We start from the raw sequence: 19875 nt of genomic DNA, 5'->3' as shown, positions 1-19875 counted from the left end.
CGAGTACGAGGCCGCCCTCACCGGCACCTCACACCCCGCGAGCCAGCCAACCCCGGCCCTCGCAACCGACTAGGAACAAAACCTGGGGCAGTTCAGCAGTCGACGGGGCACTCCTGAACACAGGATTTATCCAGCACGTCAACACAGTCGGCGCCGATCACATACGTCATAGATTTACGTTAACCAGCCGCCACCCAAGGACGCACTCAACGGATGGCCTCAACGTTGAGGACCAAAGACTCTCCCCGAATGCGTCTAGTCACCCCGGACAACAATCACCGGAATGGTTGCCGATTGCGCGACATGAGAGCTGACCGAGCCCAGCAGCATGCCGACAAACCCCCCGCGCCCATGGCTTCCAACCACCACCAGCTGAGCGTGCTCCGATTCGTCTAGCAGCCATCGAGACGGCAGATCACAGCAGAGGACTCGCCTGACGTGCACATCCGGATACTGTTCTTGCCAACCGGCGAGGCGTTCGGCGAGTATCTCCTCCCCTTTGGCCTCGCTATCCCGCCAGTCCATTCCGAGCATCGGAAACACCCCGACGTCGCTCCACGCATGCAGCGCCACCAAACCGACCCCTCTACGCGAGGCCTCGTCAAAAGCCAATGCGGTCGCCGACTCCGAGGCCGGTGAACCGTCGATGCCAACGAGCACGGGCGCGGTGGCGTCAACAGTCGCCTCACCATCGGAATGTATGACCGCGACCGGGCAATGAGCGTGGTGGACCAGCGATGTGGTGATCGAGCCCAACAACAGCCGGCCCAACGCGCCAAGGCCCTGGCTGCCTGCCACGATCATCCGGGCGTCTTTCGATGCCTCAATGAGTGCCGGCGCCACGGTGGAATAGACGATCTCCGTGCGGATTTCGGGGGACTCGGATTTGCCCAGGCTGGCGCTGAGCGTCTTTCGAGCCTGGTCGATGACGTGCTGTCCGGCCTCCATCTGCCAGCCAGGCATCTCGTCATACAGTCGGCCCACCGGGAATCCGACGACGATGGGCGCGACGGCATGCATCAGCGTGATAGTTGCGTTCCGCATGCCCGCCTCGCGCGCCGCCCATGCCACCGCGGCGTCAGACGCCGCCGATCCGTCGACACAGACCAATATTCCGTGCTTCTTTGCGGGCTCCGACATTTCGTGCTCCTACCTATGAAATCCCATTTGCGCCCGACGACAGTTCGTCGAGGACATCTGGCAGCTCAATCTCAACGTGGTTGATCGCTCCGTAATGTGTTGGCTTACAACACCAGCCGAGATCGAACAACACAGTGAGCATGAGATGGTTCTCGCTCAGGACGTCGGCTACAAATCGCTCAATGCCGTGAGCCCGTGCGATGTGCGCGAGGTGCTTGAGCAAGGCCGTTCCGATGCCGAGCGAATGATCTTCATGGGCGACTGCGACGGCGACTTCGGCAACTTGGGGATCGTCGCGTACAACGACGTAGTGGGCCACTCCGATCAATCGGTCGGCGTCGAATGCACCGAGCGAGTACCGATCATCGGAAGCCTCGGTAATCGATTGGACGAGCTGCTCGAGATCGATTTGGTTCAACGTGAAGAACCGGTAGTAGCGCTCGAAGTCAGTGAGGCGTTGATGGAACGCCAACGTGGCATCGGCGTCTTGGGCGGTGAGGCGTCGCAACGACACCAGCCTGCCGTCGATCAGGCGAGCAGTGGCGGAGTATTCCGCCAACTGATAACTCATGAGCGCTCCGGCAGGCCGGCCACGGTTGGCATGGGATCAACGTTATTCACGATCCGCTCTGTTCGGCAGGGCCGTTAGACTCCACTGCGGCGCCATTGGTCCATGAGCCCCTTGGCGTCCGGGATTTCGCCGAGAGTCAGTGGTCGGTCAGCGGAGCGGACCAGTAGATTCGGGTACCGCCATCTGGCGCGTTGCTGATTTCGCAGCGACCGCCGACCTGTTCGGCGCGGTACAGCATGTTCGCCAGACCGCTGCGGCGGGGATTGTCGACGGGTAGGCCACAACCGTTGTCGACGATGTCAACCGTCAACATGTCGCCGACATTGACCTCGACCGTCAGTCGTGAAGCACCAGAATGCCGAACCGCGTTGCTGACGGCCTCGGACGTCACTGCTTCTGCGTGGTCGGCGAGCTCGCCGCCGACAGCGGTCATCGGACCGCGCATTCGCACCGTCGTGACGATGTCGCGTCCCTCGGTGAGGTCGGCAACCGCTCGTTGAATCCGATTCCGGAAGCCACCGCCGTTGCCGGACGGCGACTTCAGCTGGAAGATGGTCGTGCGGATTTCCTCGATGATGGTCTGGAGGTCGTCGAGGGTGCGGTTCAGCCGCTCGGCAACCTCTGGCGAACGCACCCGGGCCACCGTGCCCTGTAGGTCCATCCCCGTGGCGAAGAGCCGTTGGATGACATGGTCGTGCAGATCGTGGGCTATGCGCTCCCGCTCAGCCACCAGCGTCAGTTGGCGCGTGTTCTCGCGGCCCGACGCAAGCATCAGCGCTAGCGCGGCATGCGTCGCGAAATCGCTGACCAGGTCGAGGTAGCTGTCATCGAATGGTTGCCGGTGCGCGCTGCGGGCGACCACAATCACCCCGGCGACCTCATCGTGGGCCCGCAGCGGCATCAAAATCGCGCTTCGCTGCCCTACGTCGGTGAATGCCTGGATCGGGTAACTCAGGGCTTCGGTGATCACGGGTTCAGCGGAGCGGAACACCGCGCCGCTGGTAGACGCATCGACGGGAATCCGTTGCCCGATAACCTCTGAAGCGTTCAATCCGACCGCTGCGGAGATGACCAGCGTGTCAATTTCGTCTATCGGCGCATCGTCGTCGTCCGGAACGAGCACGATCGCCTGTTCGGCTTCGGTGAGCGCACAAGCCTTTTCGGCGATCACCTGCAACGGAGTCCGGCTGGGTTCAACGCTGGACAGCAGCGCGGTGGTGATTTCGCGGCTTGCCTCCATCCATTTTGCCGCCGTGCGCTCGCGCTCAAAGAGTTGGGCGTTGTCGATGGCCACCGCGGCCGCGAACGCCAGTGCGCGAGCAGCCACCTCGTCGGATTCGGAGAACAGCCGACCGGGCTCGTCGTGCGTCAGATAAAGGTTGCCGAATACCTCTCCACGGATGGTGATCGGCACGCCAAGGAAAGCCCGCATCGGAGGATGGTGCTCCGGAAACCCAACCGCGGCAGGGTGTTTCGTCAGATCGTCCAGACGCAAAGCCGGCGTGTCGAACAGCGACAGACTCAGAACTCCCTTGCCGACCGGCAGATGCCCGATTTGCCGCGCGTGGTCGACATCAATTCCTTCGTGAACAAACGAGATCAACATGCCGTCGCGGTCACGTATCGCCAAGGCACCATACGGTGCCGAGGTCAACTTCCGGGCCGCGACGACGATACGACGCAGGGTTGCGTCCAGCTCGAGGTCGGAACCGATCTCGACGATCACCTGAAGCAATTGCTCCATCTGATCGCGCGATGCCAGCATCTCGTCGAGTTGCTGGTGCATCCTGCTGACCAGGCCACGCTGGCCGAGTCCCGAAAAAGCCGAGCTACTGTCGTCGCTGGCCACTGCCCTGACACCTCCGGCAATTCAGCCCCCGCGGTAGCAGGCGTCGTCCACAGAACGAAAACCCAGCGAGCAACGCGAAGATACCGCCGCCAAGCATAGTCTTATCGAGGTGACAACCCAACAAATCACTGCCGTCCAACTCGTGCGGCCTCTCGAGCTGCTGTAATGCGCCTTTTTGCTACTTACCGGCGGTTGGTGGTGGGGGCTGTTGGTTCAACTTCGAGGCGAATACCGCTGCTTGCGTCCGCCGCTCCATGCCGAGCTTGGCCAGCAACCGGGATACATAATTCTTCACCGTCTTCTCGGCCAGGAACATTCGTGCGGCAATCTGACGGTTGGTCAATCCCTCGCTGAGCAGCCCAAGAAGAGTTCGCTCGCGTTCGGTCAATCCGGACAGCGGGTCCTTCTGCTCGGCGTTGCCGCGCAGTTTCGCCATCAAGGCGGCAGCTGCCCGATTGTCCAGCAGTGACTTGCCGGCACCAACATCCTTGATCGCCTGCGCCAATTCCATGCCCCTGATGTCTTTGACGACGTAGCCGCTGGCGCCGGCCAGGATCGCCTCGAGCATCGCCTCGTCCGAGGTGAACGATGTCAGCATCAGGCAGCGCAACTCGGGAAGATCAGACAACAGGTCGCGGCACAATTCGATGCCGTTGCCGTCGGGCAGCCGCACGTCCAGCACTGCGACGTCGGGCTGCAACGCGGGTATCCGGACCATCGCTTCGGATACGGAGCCGGCATCGCCGATGACCTCGAGCTCGGGGTCCGCTGCGAGCAGGTCGGCAAGTCCGCGCCGAACGACTTCGTGGTCGTCGACCAGGAAAACCTTAACCATGACGAGTCCTTCCTGCCCCTGTCTCAATATTCCACATCATTGATAATCGCCTAGATTCACAATTGCCGTCGCTGATTGACCACAAGGCTGGCTTGCACCGACGGTCGTGCCGGGTGCCCGTACCTTAGTCGCAGAGCGTAACGTCGCAGGGCTCCGGCGCGAGTGCGAACAGCTTCTCGATATCCGCTCGACCACAGACGGCCGTGCCGGGCGTCATCAGCATCGCCGCGCCTGCCGCAATGCCCAACCGAACCGCTTTATCGAGCGGCCATCCGCGGCTGAGCCCTATCGTGATCGCCGCAACCATCGCATCTCCGGCCCCGACACCACTTCCACTCCGCATCGGAATCGCCGAAAACCGTTGGTCCGCAGCCGGTGTCACAAGAAGCGCGCCATGGGAACCCAATGACACCAATACAATCTCCGCACAACCCTTTTCGATGAGTCCGCGGGCAGCGACGAACTGCTCCGATTCGGTGGCCAGCGGACGCCCGACACATTCCCGCAACTCGCGCTCACTGGCTTTAAGCAGGTATACCCCGGAAGAGACGTGCTGCAGCCCGCCGCCAGAGGTGTCCAGAATAAAACGGACGCCCAAGCCCTGGCAGATATCGGCAACCCGCTGATAGTAGTCAGCGGGTACCCCTGGGGGCAGGCTACCGCTGGCCACCACGAAATCAGCCGATTCGGCTGCGGCCCGCACGTGGTCGAGACACAGCGCCTGCTCGGCGAACGTCAGCCGCGGTCCCGGAAGGACGAAACGATATTGCCGGCCGGTGCTGTTCTCGTTGACGGTTAAGCTCTCCCTGGTCGACGCCGTGATGGGTATGTGCCGAAATGGAACTCGCTCTTCGTTGAGCAGCGACATGAGAAGACCACCGGTTGGCCCGCCGGCGGGAAACACCGCCGAAGCACAACCGCCCAGCACATGCGCAATGCGAGCGACGTTGATGCCCCCACCACCCGGGTCATAACGCTGTGTCGCGCAGCGCAACTTTTCGGTCGGCCGAACCACATCGACACTTGTCGTGATGTCGAGTGCCGGGTTCATGGTCAGCGTGACGATCTGCGCTCGAACCGGTGCGATGGGCGCATCCATATCCACTCCGCTCGTCGTTCGTTACAACCCGGACGGATACGTTTCCGGTGTCTCGCCGGCGATCCACAGGCTCGTCGGTTCCAACGGTTCGAGCGCTCGAGTCCTGTCGATGTGGATCATCGCGTCGAATTGGTCCGCGGGCCGAACATGGTAGTAATGGCTTTGCCGCTCCGTTTCCGGCCGATAGATCACCCCGATCGCGCGCCCCAACCGAACGACGCTAAGCGGATCGGTGGCTTGCGGGCTGAGGTCTGCCGACACCAAAAATGAGCTTCCGCCGGTCTCGTGAAGCAGTTCTTCGATGCTGCCGTTGAGCGCGGGCCGCACAGCTTTACGTTCCGCGATTCCGCCCCAGTCGCTTGCGGCGGTCACGGTGCCGCTGTACGTGCTGAAGCCGATCAGGCGTGACTCATCGCCGTATCGCTGGCGGACCAATTGCCCCAGTGTGAGTTGTCCGTCCGAGGACACCTCGGTTGCCCGTGCGTCGCCGACGTGAGAGTTGTGCGCCCACACCACTATTCGGGCGGGTGGCGCGCCATCGTGACGGTCCAGGTGCTTCAGCAGCGCCTCGAGAGTCTCCGCCATGTGCTCGTCACGCAGGTTCCAAGAGTTCACCCGGCCGCTGAACATCGCACGGTAGTAGACCTCGGCGTTGCGTACCGTCTGGGCATTTTGCTGGGCGTAGAAGAGTTCGTCCTCGGCGAGCAGCCCGCCCCGGCGCGCATACGCCAACGCGTTGCGCTGCATATCAACCAGCTGTTCGACCGCTTCGTTTTCACACGATGGACCCGCCCCGAACGCCGCCGCGAAGCCGTACGCCTGACCATCATCCGCCGAAGCATGATCGAAGCATGCGTAACGATTTCTCGCCCGCATCGCCGCTTTCGGGTCGACTCTATCCAGGTAGGTCACCACTTCCTGCATGGACCGATGCAGGCTGTAGAGGTCAAGCCCATAAAAGCCGGCTTGCCGCTGAGGCTTCGACTCGTACTGCCGGTTGCGTATGCGTAGCCAATCGACGAAGTCACGAACGACGGTGTTGCGCCACATCCAGGCCGGAAATCGTTCGAACCCACGCAATGCTTCCTCGGCGGTCTCGTCCACTCCGAGGCCCCGCACGTACCTATTCACCCGGTAGGCATCGGGCCAATCGGCTTCCGCGGCTACAGCGCAGAATCCCTTCTCCTCGATCAGCCATTTCGTTATGGTTGCCCGAGCTTCGTAAAACTCGTGCGTCCCATGCGAACTCTCGCCGATCAGCACGATCCGGGCGTCACCTATCAACTGCTCCAACGCCTCACGCGGCGGAACACCCGACGGAGCATCGATGGCAACGCTGCTGAGCACCTGAGCGGGCGTCTGCACCTGTGCCGGCGCGGCCGGTCGATCCGTCGTCGCAGTAGCGAGCAGCTGGTGAACTTCCTCGTCCGTGACCTGGCGAAAATCCCAGAACGACTCCCCCACCGCGAGGAATGGGGTGGGCATACTCGCGCAGACCACATCGTCGACCAGACCGGCGAATTCGCGACAGGTAGATTCCGGGGCCGCCGGCACCGCGATCACGATGTGGGCGGGCTCAGCTTCGCGCAGCGCCTGTACCGCGGCGAACATGCTTGCGCCAGTGGCCAACCCGTCATCGACGAGGATGACCGTCTTGCCCGCCACCTCAAGCGGCGGCCGTCCGCCGCGATATGCGGCCTCACGCCGGACCAGCTCGCGGCCTTCACGTTCGGCAACGGCACGCAACTGTCCCGGCGAGATCCGCAAGGCCCGAATCACGTCGTCGTTCACCACTACGCGACCGCCGCTTGCCAGCGCCCCGACCGCGAATTCCTCATGCCCGGGAGCGCCGAGCTTTCGCACGATGAAGGCATCCAGCGGTGCGTGCAGCGCGGCCGCCACCTCCCACGCCACCGGTAGCCCGCCCCTGGCGAGTCCCAGGACGATCACATTCGGTTGGTCGCGGTAGGCGGTCAGTAGGTTTGCCAGCACCCGGCCTGCCTCGCGACGGTCACGGAATACTCGGCGCGGCGAGCGCCGGGTGATATCAGCTGCTCTAGTCATCGCACACCTGTGTCAGTTCGCGGATTGCACCTGGACGTGGCGCTCGGTTGCCTTCGGCGGAGAAGATCGACGCGTGGTGCCGCCGAACGGCGAGAGTGCTCATCTCGGGCTCCTAGATTGAACGAATCACTGCGATGTCTATCCGACCAATCGGCCGAAATCCCGTAAAGAGACCGAAGTCCCCTAGATTGTGGGTCGTTGGTCAGCGCGCCTGAGGGAGGCGTTCGCGTCGGCGGGCGGCTCGGCTCACGCGACCCAGGGGATGGCGATTCCACCACCCAAACGGCCAGAGCGAACTGGCGATGATGAACGCTTGGTCGCGATTCAGCTGTGCCCGTTCGGGAATCCCGTGACGAGGGTGCTTGCTCGTTTCCTCGCCTGATTTCGACACCATCTCCCCTTCGCGATCAGCGGCCGGGCCGCTCGAAACCGACCACAAGCAAGGACAAGTCGCTCTCGCGCAATGCTTCAGCGCCGGTAGCACCGAGCAGTTGCCCGAGTGCCGCGGTCTGGGCGGCACCGAGTACGACCAACTGAATGGCCTCGGCATGCGCAGCAAGGTAGTCGACCAGGGAAGCCTGCAGGTGAACCGTGTCGATATCGACCTCGGGATAGTTGTCCGTACAACGCTTCAGATGCGAGTCACCGGACTGCGGCCGCGTTGATGTCAGTACCCGCAGCGGCACGCGACGATGGCGGGCCTCGTGGATCGCCAGCTCCAGAACGTCAATGCCATCCGGCGATTCGTCGACGAACGCAACGATCGAGCGGGTATCCGTGGTGTCCGCGGCGCGGGGGCCTGCCCGGACGACGGCCACCGAACAGTGGCCGGATTGTGCGAGTTCTTTCGCAGTCGAACCCAACCAGATTGTCGGGTGCATCGAGGCCCCCGTGTCTCCGACACACAGCAACGTGGTGGATCGCGAAGCAGCGATGAGTGCCGCCACCGGCGCGCCGTCGACGATCTCCGTTTCGACCTTGACCGGCTTGCCGATCTGTTCGACAGCGTCGTATGCGTCGCGGACGACCTGCTCTGCCGCGGCCACGGCAAGTCGCGCTTGACGTGTGCTGGCATTGACGTCGCGTTGGGTGACATAGAGCAGACGCAGCGGAATGTCAGTGCCGGCCACTTCGTCGACTGCCCACCGGGCAGCGCGAATTGCGGCCGCCGAACCGTCCACACCGACGACGACGGACTTCGGTGGATACCGATCGAACATGAGAACTCCTGGCAACCAACGGCCTTTAACTGTCTGATCAAGACGCTACGGAGTCAGGCCCCGCCCCATCAGAGGCATTGGTCCTCACCTAGGGATCCCTTCGGCGGACGAGGGGCGGTGCACACGTTAGGGACTTCGGGCCCTACCCGCGGGCCGGACGAGCTGATCGGATTGCGTCATGCAGGTGTCATCCACCGAGAAACGGGCGTGCAGCTGACAGTCCGGAAGCGGGTGTGCCAAAACACCATTCGTCCACCCGGTGGCGGGATAGATAGGAGAAACAGCAGTGGCGGTCCTCGACGACGTCCGGGTTTTCAACAAGCATCTGCTTAATCCACTGATGCTGCATCTGGCCGGGCGAAAGCACTGGTATGCCTCGGTAATTGAGCACACCGGCCGACACTCCGGCAAGCAGTACACGACACCGGTAGTCACCGAACGCGTCTCAGACGGGTTCATCGTTCCGCTGCCCTACGGCACCGACGTCGATTGGCTCCAGAATGTCCTTGCCGCCGGGCACGCGGCCATCCGGGCTGATGGCCAAAGCTATCGAGTGGTCGAACCGGAAATCATCTCCGCAGAATCGGCTGCCGCCGAGCTGCGGCCCGAACGGCGACGGACCTACGATCTGTTCAAGGTCAAGAACTACCTCAAAGTGAAGTCCGAACAGATCTAGAACCCCTGCCCACCAAGGTTTCCGGTGCGGGGCCAGTCACCCCTAGCTGCGAATCTCCAACACCTCGTGCAGAGGTTTGCGCGGCGTCGGTTCGGGAGCCAACTCGCCTTCCGGTTCGATGCCGACTCTGACCAACACCTGTGGTACCGCGGCCAGGCCCGTCGCGAGGTCGCGGATCATGTCCCGGCTGGCGTCGAGCTCGGTCACGTGCGTGACGGGGCAGGTGGCCAAGCCGGCCATCGTGCACTCCAGCAGGATCGCCGAAAGCGCCTCACCGCAGTTGAGGGCATCGACACGAGTGTCGCCGGCAGTGGACAACATGAGAATCTTCGCTTGGTCGTAAGTGCCGGCAGAGCTGTGATCGTTCGTGGGATCGATCGGGAACTGACGGTTCACGTCAACCCTGCGGGCATCGGCCTCCGACGCCAGTGCGGTTTGCGGAATCCCTTCGGTTCCTTCCTCCGACCTTGTCCACCAAAGTAATTCGGCGTGATACGAGTCGTCGTAGCGACGTAGGGCTTCGGCGAGCCGTGCCGCTTCAGCTAGTCGCGGTCGCACATCCGCGGGCAGTACATCCAAACCGACCAGGTCATTGTCAAACGAGCTTCGTAGCACGGGTTCGAACGACGCCCAGTGCTTCGGCGCACGAAACGGCAGCCGGTTGGTCCGGCGACGCAGTATCGCGCTCGCGCGGTCACGCCGGGCCTGTGCCACGAAGTCGACCGGCACGAAATCGACGGTTGCCAGGTGGTCAAGATTGTTCGGGTTGGGAAACTGCTCGACATTCGTGGCCCACCCGGCGGCGGCCATCGCGGTACGGAAGTGATCGAGCGCGGCGCCGCAGCTGATGATCGCTTCGCGACCCGACGTGTCGGCTGCTCGTATTTTTTGCTCGGGATCAACGAACAGATCGACGCTGACGCCATCGGTAATCCACCGCCAGGGCTGAGAGTTGTACAGCGAGGGCGCATGGCAGGCCAGCTCAACTGCCGTCGCGATCACTTTCGTATCGGCCAGCGTTTCGGCCATCGTCGCCACCCTTCATTCGGTATGGCTACGACCCTCGTTCCCGCCGACGGCTGACGCCAGAGTCCTTGGTCCCCGACACCAGGTCGATCGACCTACCAGAGACCGGTGGCACGCGCTCGCTGGCTGAAAACCGCCGTTGGATTCGACGACGAAAGCGCGTATCTACTGGTGACCTTCGTCTCTATTGCGGGATGCGCGCGCGGAAAACGATGAAGACGCCCCACCAACCGAAAGAGGCGGTCATGACCGCGGATGTCATCCGTAAAACGCCCCGCGACCACCTTGTCGAGCCCAACCTGTCGGACTACGAGCAGGCACGCGCAAAATTCCGCTGGGCCGACGTTCCCAACCTGTGCGACGGAATGGGGCCGGGCGGCTGCAACATCGCGTATGCCGCCGTCGATCGACACGCGTCGGGCCCGGTTGCCACACGCACTGCCCTGCGCTTCATCACCGACAAGGGCTGGGACGGTGCGATCGCCACGCGAGATCTCAGCTACGCAGAACTCGGCCGCCTTGCCAGACGCTTCTCGGGGGTGTTGCGGGCGCTCGGTATCGACAAAGGCAATCGGGTGTTCACGATTATGGGACGCGTCCCCGAGCTCTACATCACGATGCTTGGTGCACTGCGTAACGGCAGCGTCGTTTCGCCGCTGTTTTCCGCGTTCGGCCCCGAACCGATCGCCACCAGAGTCAATATCGGCCAAGCCGATGTGCTGGTCACTACCAAGGCCATTTATCAGCGCAAGATCGCCAAGATTCGCGAAAGTATGCCGTCGGTTCGGCACATCCTCGTAGTCGACGACGACGGAGCCGGCAGCCCGATACCCGGAACGCTCAACTTCTGGGACTGGATGCATGCCGCTAACGAAACGACACCAATCGAACCGACGACCGCCGAGGATCCAGCGCTGCTGCACTTCACCAGCGGCACTACCGGAACACCCAAGGGCGCCATGCATGTGCACGGGGCTGTCGCGATGCACTACATCACCGGCCTGTACGCGCTGGACCTCCACCCCGGCGACATCTATTGGTGCACTGCGGATCCCGGTTGGGTCACGGGAACGTCCTACGGCATTATCAGTCCACTGCTGCATGGCGTCACCTCCATCGTCGACGAAACGGAGTTCGACGCGCAGCGATGGTACGCAATCCTGCAGGATCAGGGCGTGTCGGTGTGGTACACGGCACCGACGGCAATAAGGATGCTGATCAAGGCCGGCCCGGAGATCCCTGCGCAATACCACTTTCCTCGGCTGAGGTTCATCGCCAGCGTGGGTGAGCCGCTCAACCCCGAAGCGGTCTGGTGGGGAAAGCGGGTGCTGGGCTTGCCGATTCACGACAACTGGTGGCAGACCGAAACGGGCGGCATCATGATCGCCAACACCCCCGCATTCGACATCAAACCCGGTTCGATGGGCCGGCCGCTGCCGGGCGTGGACGCATACATCCTGCGCCACAACGATGACGGGACAACTTCGCTCGTCGATGAACCGGGGGTCGAGGGGGAACTCGCGCTCAAGCCGGGATGGCCGTCGATGTTCCGCGGCTATCTGAACGCCGAGGAGCGATACCGAAAGTCCTTCGCGGACGGTCTTTACCTGACGGGAGATCTCGCCAAGAAAGACGCCGACGGTTACTTCTGGTTCGTCGGACGCAAAGACGACGTTATCAAGTCCGCGGGCCATCTCATCGGCCCGTTCGAGGTCGAAAGCGCGCTCACCGACCATCCGGCGGTAGCCGAGGCCGCTGTCATCGGCAAGCCCGACCCGACCGTGGGTGAAATCGTGAAGGCCTTCGTCACTCTGAAGAACGGTGTGGTCGGTGACGAAGACTTGCGCCTGGAATTGCTCGGCCACGCGCGCAAACGGCTCGGGGCCGCGGTGGCGCCCAAAGAGATCGAATTCGCAGATACATTGCCGCACACCAGCAGCGGCAAGATTATGCGTCGTTTGCTCAAGGCTCGCGAACTCGGCCTGCCCGAAGGCGATACCTCGACGATCGAGCGTCAAGCTAACCGCCACGCCGAGGGAGTGCCGTCATGACCCGCGCCGGCGACGATGCAGAACGAAGTGATGAGGAGGAGCGGCGCCCGATGAGCACCGTCAAGCTGGCCCATGAACTCTTGTCGGACATGATTCGCGTGCGCCGGATGGAAGAGAAGTGCGCGGAACTCTACAGCGCGGCCAAAATTCGTGGATTCCTGCATCTCTATGTCGGGGAAGAGGCCGTCGCCGCCGGGTCACTGCGCGCACTGGCCGATGATGATGCGGTCGTCGCGACCTACCGCGAGCATGCCCACGCACTGCTGCGCGGCATCCCGATGACCTCGATCATGGCCGAGATGTTCGGTAAGCAGGAGGGCTGCTCACGCGGACGCGGAGGGTCGATGCACCTTTTCGATGCGTCCAAGCGGTTCTACGGCGGCAATGCGATCGTCGCCGGTGGTCTGCCGCTCGCGGTCGGCATCGCTCTGGCCGACGCCATGTTGCAGCAGAAGCGGGTAACCGCATGCTACTTCGGTGACGGCGCGGTGGCCGAGGGTGCATTTCACGAGTCGCTCAACATGGCCGCCCTTTGGAACCTGCCGGTGTTGTTCTGTTGCGAGAACAATCTTTACGCCATGGGAACCGCCTTGGATCGCGCGCAATCGCAGACCGATCTCACCGTCAAGGCGGCGTCGTACCGGGTCCCCACGCTGGCCGTCGACGGCATGGATGTTCAGGCATGCCACGGGGCCGCCCAGCAGGGTGTCGATCACGTCCGCGACACCGGCGGGCCATTCTTCATCGAGTTCCGTACCTATCGCTTCCGTGCGCATTCGATGTTCGATCCAGAACTGTATCGGGACAAGGCCGAGGTCGCGCAGTGGCGCGAACGTGACCCGATCCGGTCGTTTACCGAGCAATGCCTGCGCGGTGGCGCGCTGACCGACACCGACGTACAGGAGATCGAAGATGCCGCCTCGGCCGAGATCGAGGCGGCGGTGGCCTTCGCCGAAGCCGGGACGTGGGAGGACGTGGCGGATCTGGGACGCGACGTGCTGACCGTGGAGTCACCGCGATGAAGACCAGCTACCGAACCGCTGTGCACGACGCCCTTCGCGATGCCCTGCGCGACGATCCGCGGGTAGTGGTGATGGGCGAAGACGTCGGACGGTACGGCGGAACCTACGCTGCCTCCAAAGGTCTGCTGGAAGAGTTCGGTCCCGACCGAGTGCGCGACACCCCGCTTTCGGAATTGGGGTTCGTCGGTATCGGAATCGGCGCGGCAATCAATGGCTTACGCCCAATCGTCGAGGTCATGACGGTGAATTTCAGCCTGTTGGCGCTCGACCAGATCGTCAACACCGCTGCGGCCCTTCGCCACATGTCGGGCGGTCAGTTCTCGGTACCGCTGGTGGTCCGAATGGCGACCGGGGCCGGGCGTCAGCTCGCGGCCCAGCACTCGCACAGCCTCGAACCGTGGTATGCCCACATCCCGGGCATTAAGGTGCTGGCTCCGGCCACCGTCGAAGATGCCTACGGCATGCTCGCCCCCGCCCTGGCGGACCCGGATCCGGTGGTGATCTTCGAACACGTCCAGCTTTACAACACCTCAACCGATATCGATGTTCTTGCCGCCACTGACATCTCGCGGGCGGCCATCCGTCGTGAGGGCACCGACGTCACGCTGATCGCCTACGGCGGCTGCCTTTCCAAGGCGCTCGACGCCGCCAACGAGTTGTCGCTGGCCGGAATCGAGTGCGAAGTCGTCGATTTGCGGGTCTTGCGGCCGCTCGACGGTGACACGTTTCTCGAATCCGTACGCAAGACACATCGGGCGGTCGTGATCGACGAAGCTTGGCGCAGTGGCAGTCTGGCGGCCGAGATCACGGCACGGATCATGGAAGAAGCGTTCTACGATCTCGATGCCCCGGTTGCCCGCGTGTGCAGCGCCGAGGTGCCCGTGCCATACGCGAAGCACCTCGAGCAGGCCGCCTTGCCCCAGCCGGAGAAAATCGTCGCGACCGTGCATAGCCTGTTCGGCGACCGGCAATGATCGAGTTCAAAATGCCGGCCCTGGGGGCCGACATGGACGAGGGCACGCTGGACGAATGGTTGGTCAAGCCCGGCGACAAGGTAACCCGAGGCCAGATCGTGGCGGTGGTCGACACCACCAAAGCCGCGGTCGAAATCGAATGCTGGCAGGAAGGCACGGTTAACGAATTACTTGTTCCGGTCGGCGAAACCGTCGAAGTGGGAACGGTATTGGCGACCCTGCTGGAACGTGATGAGGCGGCGGTGAAGACGTCGCCGCGCCGGCGGCGGCGTTCGACGAAAGCAGCGGCCAAACCGGCAGCTCCTGCCGCCACGGCGACCGCGGTGAGCGCTGCTCCATCCGTCTTGCAGCGACGTCGTTGGGTGTCACCTGCGGCCCGACGGCTGGCCCAAACTCTCAACGTCGAACTCGACACGGTAACCGGCACCGGGCCGCAGGGCGCGGTCACCATCGGCGACGTCGAGCACGCAGCTGCGCCAAAAGAGCCGGTGCAACCGATAACCAAGCCGACATCCAAGCCCACAGCCATCGACCGTGCCGCACAGATGCGAAAGTCGATCGCGGCCGCCATGAGCCGTGCGAAGCGCGAGATTCCGCACTACTACCTGGCCGACGAAATCCTGTTGGACAGCTCGATGACCTGGCTGACGACGCGAAATGCGCAGCGTTCGATCGATGAACGGGTACTGCCGGCCGCGTTGCTGCTCAAGGCGGTTGGTGTCGCCGCGCAGCGGTTCGGCGAGTTCAACGGGTTCTGGCGCGACGACGGATTCCAGCCCGCCAGCGGAGTTCATGTCGGTGTCGGAATCTCGCTGCGCGGCGGCGGTCTCGTCGCGCCGGCGATTCACGATGTTGCGGACAAGAAGCTTGACGAATTAATGCATGACCTCGCCGACCTCGTGGCGCGGGCGCGCTCCTTCTCACTGCGAAGCTCAGAGATGTCCGACCCGACCATCACCGTCACCAACCTGGGCGACAAGGGTGTCGATACGGTCTTCGGCGTGATCTACCCACCGCAGGTGGCGATCGTCGGTTTCGGCAGGCCGACTCAACGAGTCGCTGTCATTGACGGCGGCATCCGGGTCGTCACCGCGGTCCAAGCGACGCTCGCAGCCGACCACCGCGCGAGTGACGGTCACCGAGGAGCGTTGTTCCTCAGCGCAATCAATGACCTGCTGCAGCAGCCTGACCTCCTGGAGAAGTGATGAGCCATGACTAACGAGGACACCCGCGGCACGATTCTGGCGGTGCTGACCACGATCGCTCCGGAAATCGACCCGGACGACATTCGCGACGACGTCCTACTGCGGGACCAAGTCGACCTTGACTCCATGGACTGGCTGAATTTTCTGCGCGGCATCCATCACCGGTTGCGGGTGGACATCCCCGAATCCGACTATGCATCGCTGCGGACCCTGTCCGACGTGGTCAGCTACGTGGAAAAGAACCGGCAGAGCAGTCCGACGGCCTAGTACCGCAGGGACATACGACCCTAGGCGTTAAGCCCGACGACACCCTAGCGTCGGTGTCGAGTCACAACATGGACGAGGGGTTGACGTCATGCATCCGACACTGGATACCCAGGTGTTGAAAAGAGCGGTGCAATTGGCGTGCCGGGCTCCGTCCGTGCATAACAGCCAGCCTTGGCGGTGGGTGGCGGAAGGCGTTGCGCTGCACCTATTCATCGATCGTCACCGCACAGTCCCCGGCACGGACAGCTTCGATCGCGACGCGATCATCAGTTGCGGTGCGGTCCTGGATCACCTTCGTATCGCCATGCTGGCGGCCGGCTGGCGAGCGGACATCAAGCGGTTCCCTGACAAAACCGATCCCGATGAGCTCGCATCGATGAAATTCAGCCCCGCCGCACACGTCACCCGCGCTCAGCGTGAGCGCGCCCTGGCGATTCTGCAGCGCAGAGCCGACCGGCTTCCACTCCGACAGCCGGCATATTGGGATTTCTTCGAACGCGCACTATACGACGCCATCGATGACAGTGGAGTGGATCTGCATGTGCTCGGCGATGACACGCGACCACGGCTGGCCGAAGCCGCGAAACTCACCGAAGATATCCGTAACGGCGATTGGCTATATCTCGCCGAATTAGATTGGTGGACAACGCCATATGCGGTCGGTGAGGGCATCCCTCCCAGCGCGCTCGCATCCGACAAAGAACACCTCCGGGTAGATGTCGGACGGGAATTCCCCGTCAGGATCCATACCGATCGGCGCCCAGAGGTCGAGGCCGACTGGTCCAAAATTCTCGTCCTCTCCACCGATGGGGACACCCGCGCGGACTGGTTGAGATCCGGCGAAGCGTTATCGACCGTATTGCTTGAATGCACCATGGTCGGCATGGCGACCTGCCCGCTGACCCACCTTATCGAGCTGGACGAAAGCCGCGATATCGTTCGCGACCTGATCGACCAGTCCGGTGAGCCCCAGGTTCTGATCAGAGTCGGGATAGCACCGCTGATGGATCGTCCGGCGGCTCCCACGCCGCGGCGCCCGCTAGCCGACGTCTTGAGGGTTCGCTAGGCGCACTCGCGCAGGTCGACCAACTTTGGTCCCGACCGGGCAGGACCTTCGGCAGGCGAGATCGACGGTTTTCGTCAATAAGGTCGTCCCCATGACGAATCAAACGCAAACCGATGACGGCGCCATCGTCTTGCCTGCGCACGAGTGTTGGGATCTGCTCTCGAGTGCCACGCTGGGACGGCTGGTCACGAGCGTGGATGGCCGGCCGCAGATCTTTCCGGTCAACTATGCCGTCCAGCGGCGAACGATCCTGTTTCGCACCGCGCCGGGCACGAAGTTGGTCAGCGCCGCGATCAACAACGAGGTGGTGTTCGAGGTCGACGACCATAACGTCGCCGGGGGCTGGAGTGTGATCGTGCGCGGCACCGCGCGCTCTCTTCGCAGCGACGAGGAGATCGCGGATGCGCAGCAAGCTCAGGTGTTGCCGTGGACGACTTCCGAGAAGTCGCACTATGTTCGGGTGATTCCGGAGATGGTCACGGGTCGGCGCTTCCAATTCGGCTCGCCGCCAATGGAACAGTCCATTCACATCTGAGGCGAGCTCACGGGCCGCTGCCAACGTCGCACCACGCCGGTTCGAGCCGGCCGCGCATGGTGCGGCCGCGGGGTGAACTCCAGTGACAGCAATACCAGCAGCGCCGCGGGAATGTGACCGGCACGCAGCAGGACATACCGACGCTCGGCCAGCGAGTGGTACTTGCGGAGATACCGGTACAAGGACTCAAGCCGGATAAATGGGTCCAGCAGATGAATCAACCGATACGCGACCCGCTGCATCCCGCTGGGATGGGTGGCTTGGAAGATTTCCGGAAACGCTGCGAACGCGAGCGAAAGCCTGGCTGCGTTTTGGCTTTTCGCCGCAGCAATCATGTCGACGGTGAGCCGCTCGTCCACGCCGTTGGGAGCATCCGGTCGACGGTACGGCACATCGAGGCTCACCTCCGTTCCGTGCCCTGCGGTCGCATATCGGTGAAACGCCACTACCCGCCCCTCGCGGTCCCGAGCGATCGCCAACTTGATACCCGGGAATCGGCCCTGCAAGGCCGCGTCCAGAGTCATACAGAACCCGCGCTCGGTACCGGCCGCGTGATGCGCGGCATACAGTACCTCGGTCAGTTCATCGACCAGCCGGCCGCAAATTTCCTGCTCGTCAACGATTTCGGTGGTAATACCGCAGTTGTGGGTGCGCTGCACACCTTGGCGCAGGTTACGAAAGCGTCTCCCCTTCAGGGTGAAGTGACGAACGTCAACGACGACATCGCGCCCCATCGGGACCTCGAGCTTGCGCCGTACGCCCGTCTTAGTACGCCATAGTTTCAAATATCTTTCGCCACAAGCCAATACGAGGATCCGCCAGCCCCGACTGCGGCACATATGGGTGAAATCATCGACCAACGCCTGGAATCGGGTCTCGTCACCGATCGGGTCGCCGCTGACTACGGCGAATCCAAGCCGGGTGCGATAGGCGATAGCCGCGGTCTTGTCGACATTGAAGAAGTAGCTCTTGCTCGAGTGCATGGCGAATGGCGCCAATGGATCCCCGTGCGTGGCGTCCACGAGAGTCCACACCTGCGGCAGTAGCTCGGGCTGAGGTCGTGCCGCCGCCGGCCACATCAGAGCGAGGCCACTGCAACCCAGCGCAATGTTGCCCAGGGCCCCGTATGACAAGAAATGCGCACCGAGCCCTAAACACACGCTCGCAGCCGCGGCCATCGCATGCCTACTCGTCACCGGACGGCCCAGAAAAACCCCTCGCGCAATCAATGCCACCGCGGCAAGTAGGGCCAGCGACCAACCGAATCGGCCGGGGGCAACCGGGCGGTAGCCGAAGTGGTCACTGACGACCAGCGCCGCTGTCCACGCCACCACACCCAACATCGTCAACCCGCAAATGAAGCGGCCCATCCGAACATCGCTTTTGACCAGCACCCGCTCGCCGGCGTTCACCATTGCAGCGTCACCACTTCGGTGCTTGATCTTCACTGGCGGCCCACTTATTCGCGAACGACGAGCACTGAACATTCGGCGTGGTGGAAGAGCGGATGCCCGGAGGGGCCTACCAGTTGCGCCAGCGCAGCGGCCTCGGTAGCGCCGATCACGGCGAGTTGCACTCGCTCCTCGTTGACCCGGAGGAAGCTGGCGATGGCGTACTTCGTGGTAATCGGGTATACCCGCACCTCGGGATGACGGCGCTGCCAATCCTGCACTCGCCGTTCGAAGGCGCCGTCGGCTTGCTCGGTCAGGTCTTCGGGCCGACCGCCGAGGACCAACAAGGGCGCCATGCGCAATTTCGCCTCCCACGCGGCGCATTCGACGATGCGGTCGTTACCGGGCGCATCGGTCATCCGCACCACGATCCAGTTGATGTCGGGTGGCGGTTGGTCCGGATCCGTGCGCAACACCGCAACGGAACAGTAGGCCTTTTCGGCGAGTTCCGTTGCCGTGGAACCTAAGAGGGCTCGGGCATACCGTCCGATGCCGGTCGAGCCGACACAAATCAGCTCGGCATCGCGCGACGCCTCCACCATCACCGATCCGGCCGGCCCGCGCGGAATGTCGGTTTCGATCTTGACCGGCTTCTGGCCCGCCTCGATCGCGGATTGTGCCTCGCGAAGCGATTTCTCGGCATGCTCGAGATCGCGGGCGTAGTCGTCCGGCGATGAGTGCGTCTGCTTGATGACCGAGATCAACCGGAGCGGGACAGCACGCCCGATGGCCTCATCAACACCCCAGACCGCGGCGGCGATCGCGGCCGATGAACCGTCGATACCCACGACGATAGGTTTCATGGTCCCTACTCCTTCCCAGCC

18 protein-coding genes and 1 pseudogene are annotated in these 19875 nt (G+C 63.0%); 8 read left to right on the top strand and 11 right to left on the bottom strand.

What is annotated here, in order from left to right; translation table 11 throughout:
• Positions 1-95 precede the first annotated feature (95 nt).
• From AAHS21_RS21065 to AAHS21_RS21030, 8 genes and pseudogenes are all read right to left on the bottom strand, one after another.
• Positions 96-170, bottom strand: a pseudogene (locus AAHS21_RS21065) (ferredoxin family protein); the annotation flags it as partial.
• Positions 171-255: 85 nt separating this feature from the next.
• On the bottom strand, positions 256-1140 hold the full coding sequence (locus AAHS21_RS21060; protein WP_342929499.1) for a universal stress protein: 885 nt from the start codon (positions 1138-1140) through the stop codon (positions 256-258).
• Between the two features lie 13 nt (positions 1141-1153).
• Complete coding sequence (locus AAHS21_RS21055) at positions 1154-1711, bottom strand: GNAT family N-acetyltransferase (protein WP_342929498.1); 558 nt, start codon at positions 1709-1711, stop codon at positions 1154-1156.
• 136 nt (positions 1712-1847) lie between these two features.
• The gene (locus AAHS21_RS21050) at positions 1848-3497 is read right to left on the bottom strand and encodes a GAF domain-containing sensor histidine kinase (RefSeq protein WP_342929515.1); all 1650 of its coding nucleotides are present in this window, start codon (positions 3495-3497) and stop codon (positions 1848-1850) included.
• A 241-nt stretch (positions 3498-3738) separates the two neighbouring features.
• The gene (locus tag AAHS21_RS21045) at positions 3739-4395 is read right to left on the bottom strand and encodes a response regulator transcription factor (RefSeq protein ID WP_342929497.1); all 657 of its coding nucleotides are present in this window, start codon (positions 4393-4395) and stop codon (positions 3739-3741) included.
• A 124-nt stretch (positions 4396-4519) separates the two neighbouring features.
• Positions 4520-5494, bottom strand: a complete 975-nt coding sequence (locus AAHS21_RS21040; RefSeq protein ID WP_342929496.1) for a 1-phosphofructokinase family hexose kinase — start codon at positions 5492-5494, stop codon at positions 4520-4522.
• Positions 5495-5515: 21 nt separating this feature from the next.
• Positions 5516-7558 carry an erythromycin esterase family protein gene (locus tag AAHS21_RS21035; RefSeq protein ID WP_342929495.1) on the bottom strand — a complete coding sequence of 681 codons (2043 nt, stop codon included), beginning with the start codon at positions 7556-7558 and terminating at the stop codon, positions 5516-5518.
• A gap of 407 nt (positions 7559-7965) precedes the next feature.
• Positions 7966-8778 carry a universal stress protein gene (locus AAHS21_RS21030; protein ID WP_342929494.1) on the bottom strand — a complete coding sequence of 271 codons (813 nt, stop codon included), beginning with the start codon at positions 8776-8778 and terminating at the stop codon, positions 7966-7968.
• Positions 8779-9064: 286 nt separating this feature from the next.
• Here AAHS21_RS21030 and AAHS21_RS21025 point away from each other — a divergent pair, with 286 nt between their 5' ends.
• Positions 9065-9454 (top strand): nitroreductase family deazaflavin-dependent oxidoreductase, encoded by a 390-nt coding sequence (locus AAHS21_RS21025; protein WP_342929493.1) that lies wholly within the window; start codon positions 9065-9067, stop codon positions 9452-9454.
• Between the two features lie 42 nt (positions 9455-9496).
• Here AAHS21_RS21025 and AAHS21_RS21020 read toward each other — a convergent pair whose 3' ends face one another.
• Positions 9497-10483 (bottom strand): NAD(P)H nitroreductase, encoded by a 987-nt coding sequence (locus tag AAHS21_RS21020; protein ID WP_342929492.1) that lies wholly within the window; start codon positions 10481-10483, stop codon positions 9497-9499.
• Between the two features lie 242 nt (positions 10484-10725).
• Between AAHS21_RS21020 and acsA the strand changes: the two genes are divergently transcribed.
• The 7 genes from acsA to AAHS21_RS20985 all read left to right on the top strand — a co-directional run bounded on the left by acsA (position 10726) and on the right by AAHS21_RS20985 (position 17600).
• The gene (gene acsA / locus AAHS21_RS21015; protein ID WP_342929491.1) at positions 10726-12531 is read left to right on the top strand and encodes an acetate--CoA ligase; all 1806 of its coding nucleotides are present in this window, start codon (positions 10726-10728) and stop codon (positions 12529-12531) included.
• A gap of 50 nt (positions 12532-12581) precedes the next feature.
• Positions 12582-13553, top strand: a complete 972-nt coding sequence (gene pdhA, locus AAHS21_RS21010) for a pyruvate dehydrogenase (acetyl-transferring) E1 component subunit alpha (protein WP_342929490.1) — start codon at positions 12582-12584, stop codon at positions 13551-13553.
• Positions 13550-14527: an alpha-ketoacid dehydrogenase subunit beta gene (locus tag AAHS21_RS21005; RefSeq protein WP_342929489.1), complete on the top strand. Its 978-nt coding sequence runs from the start codon at positions 13550-13552 to the stop codon at positions 14525-14527. The genes pdhA and AAHS21_RS21005 overlap by 4 nt, the downstream gene beginning before the upstream one ends.
• Positions 14524-15732 (top strand): dihydrolipoamide acetyltransferase family protein, encoded by a 1209-nt coding sequence (locus tag AAHS21_RS21000; protein ID WP_342929488.1) that lies wholly within the window; start codon positions 14524-14526, stop codon positions 15730-15732. The genes AAHS21_RS21005 and AAHS21_RS21000 overlap by 4 nt, the downstream gene beginning before the upstream one ends.
• A gap of 6 nt (positions 15733-15738) precedes the next feature.
• Positions 15739-15999: a phosphopantetheine-binding protein gene (locus tag AAHS21_RS20995; protein WP_342929487.1), complete on the top strand. Its 261-nt coding sequence runs from the start codon at positions 15739-15741 to the stop codon at positions 15997-15999.
• Positions 16000-16111: 112 nt separating this feature from the next.
• A complete protein-coding gene (locus tag AAHS21_RS20990; RefSeq protein WP_342929514.1) occupies positions 16112-17065 on the top strand; it encodes an NAD(P)H nitroreductase in 954 nt (317 codons plus the stop codon).
• A 91-nt stretch (positions 17066-17156) separates the two neighbouring features.
• Entirely contained in the window at positions 17157-17600 is a 444-nt protein-coding gene (locus AAHS21_RS20985; RefSeq protein ID WP_342929486.1) for a pyridoxamine 5'-phosphate oxidase family protein, read from the top strand.
• Here AAHS21_RS20985 and AAHS21_RS20980 read toward each other — a convergent pair.
• Together AAHS21_RS20980 and AAHS21_RS20975 are read right to left on the bottom strand one after the other, a co-directional pair.
• Positions 17591-19015, bottom strand: a complete 1425-nt coding sequence (locus AAHS21_RS20980) for a phosphatidylglycerol lysyltransferase domain-containing protein (RefSeq protein WP_342929485.1) — start codon at positions 19013-19015, stop codon at positions 17591-17593. The genes AAHS21_RS20985 and AAHS21_RS20980 overlap by 10 nt on opposite strands.
• Before the next feature lie 44 nt (positions 19016-19059).
• Positions 19060-19854 carry a universal stress protein gene (locus AAHS21_RS20975; protein WP_342929484.1) on the bottom strand — a complete coding sequence of 265 codons (795 nt, stop codon included), beginning with the start codon at positions 19852-19854 and terminating at the stop codon, positions 19060-19062.
• Between the last annotated feature and the right edge of the window lie 21 nt (positions 19855-19875).

Source organism: Mycobacterium sp. 050272, assembly GCF_039023525.1.
Classification (GTDB): domain Bacteria; phylum Actinomycetota; class Actinomycetes; order Mycobacteriales; family Mycobacteriaceae; genus Mycobacterium.
The sequence above is the reverse complement of the archived record's forward strand: the minus strand, read 5'-3'. Positions and strand labels throughout refer to the sequence as shown.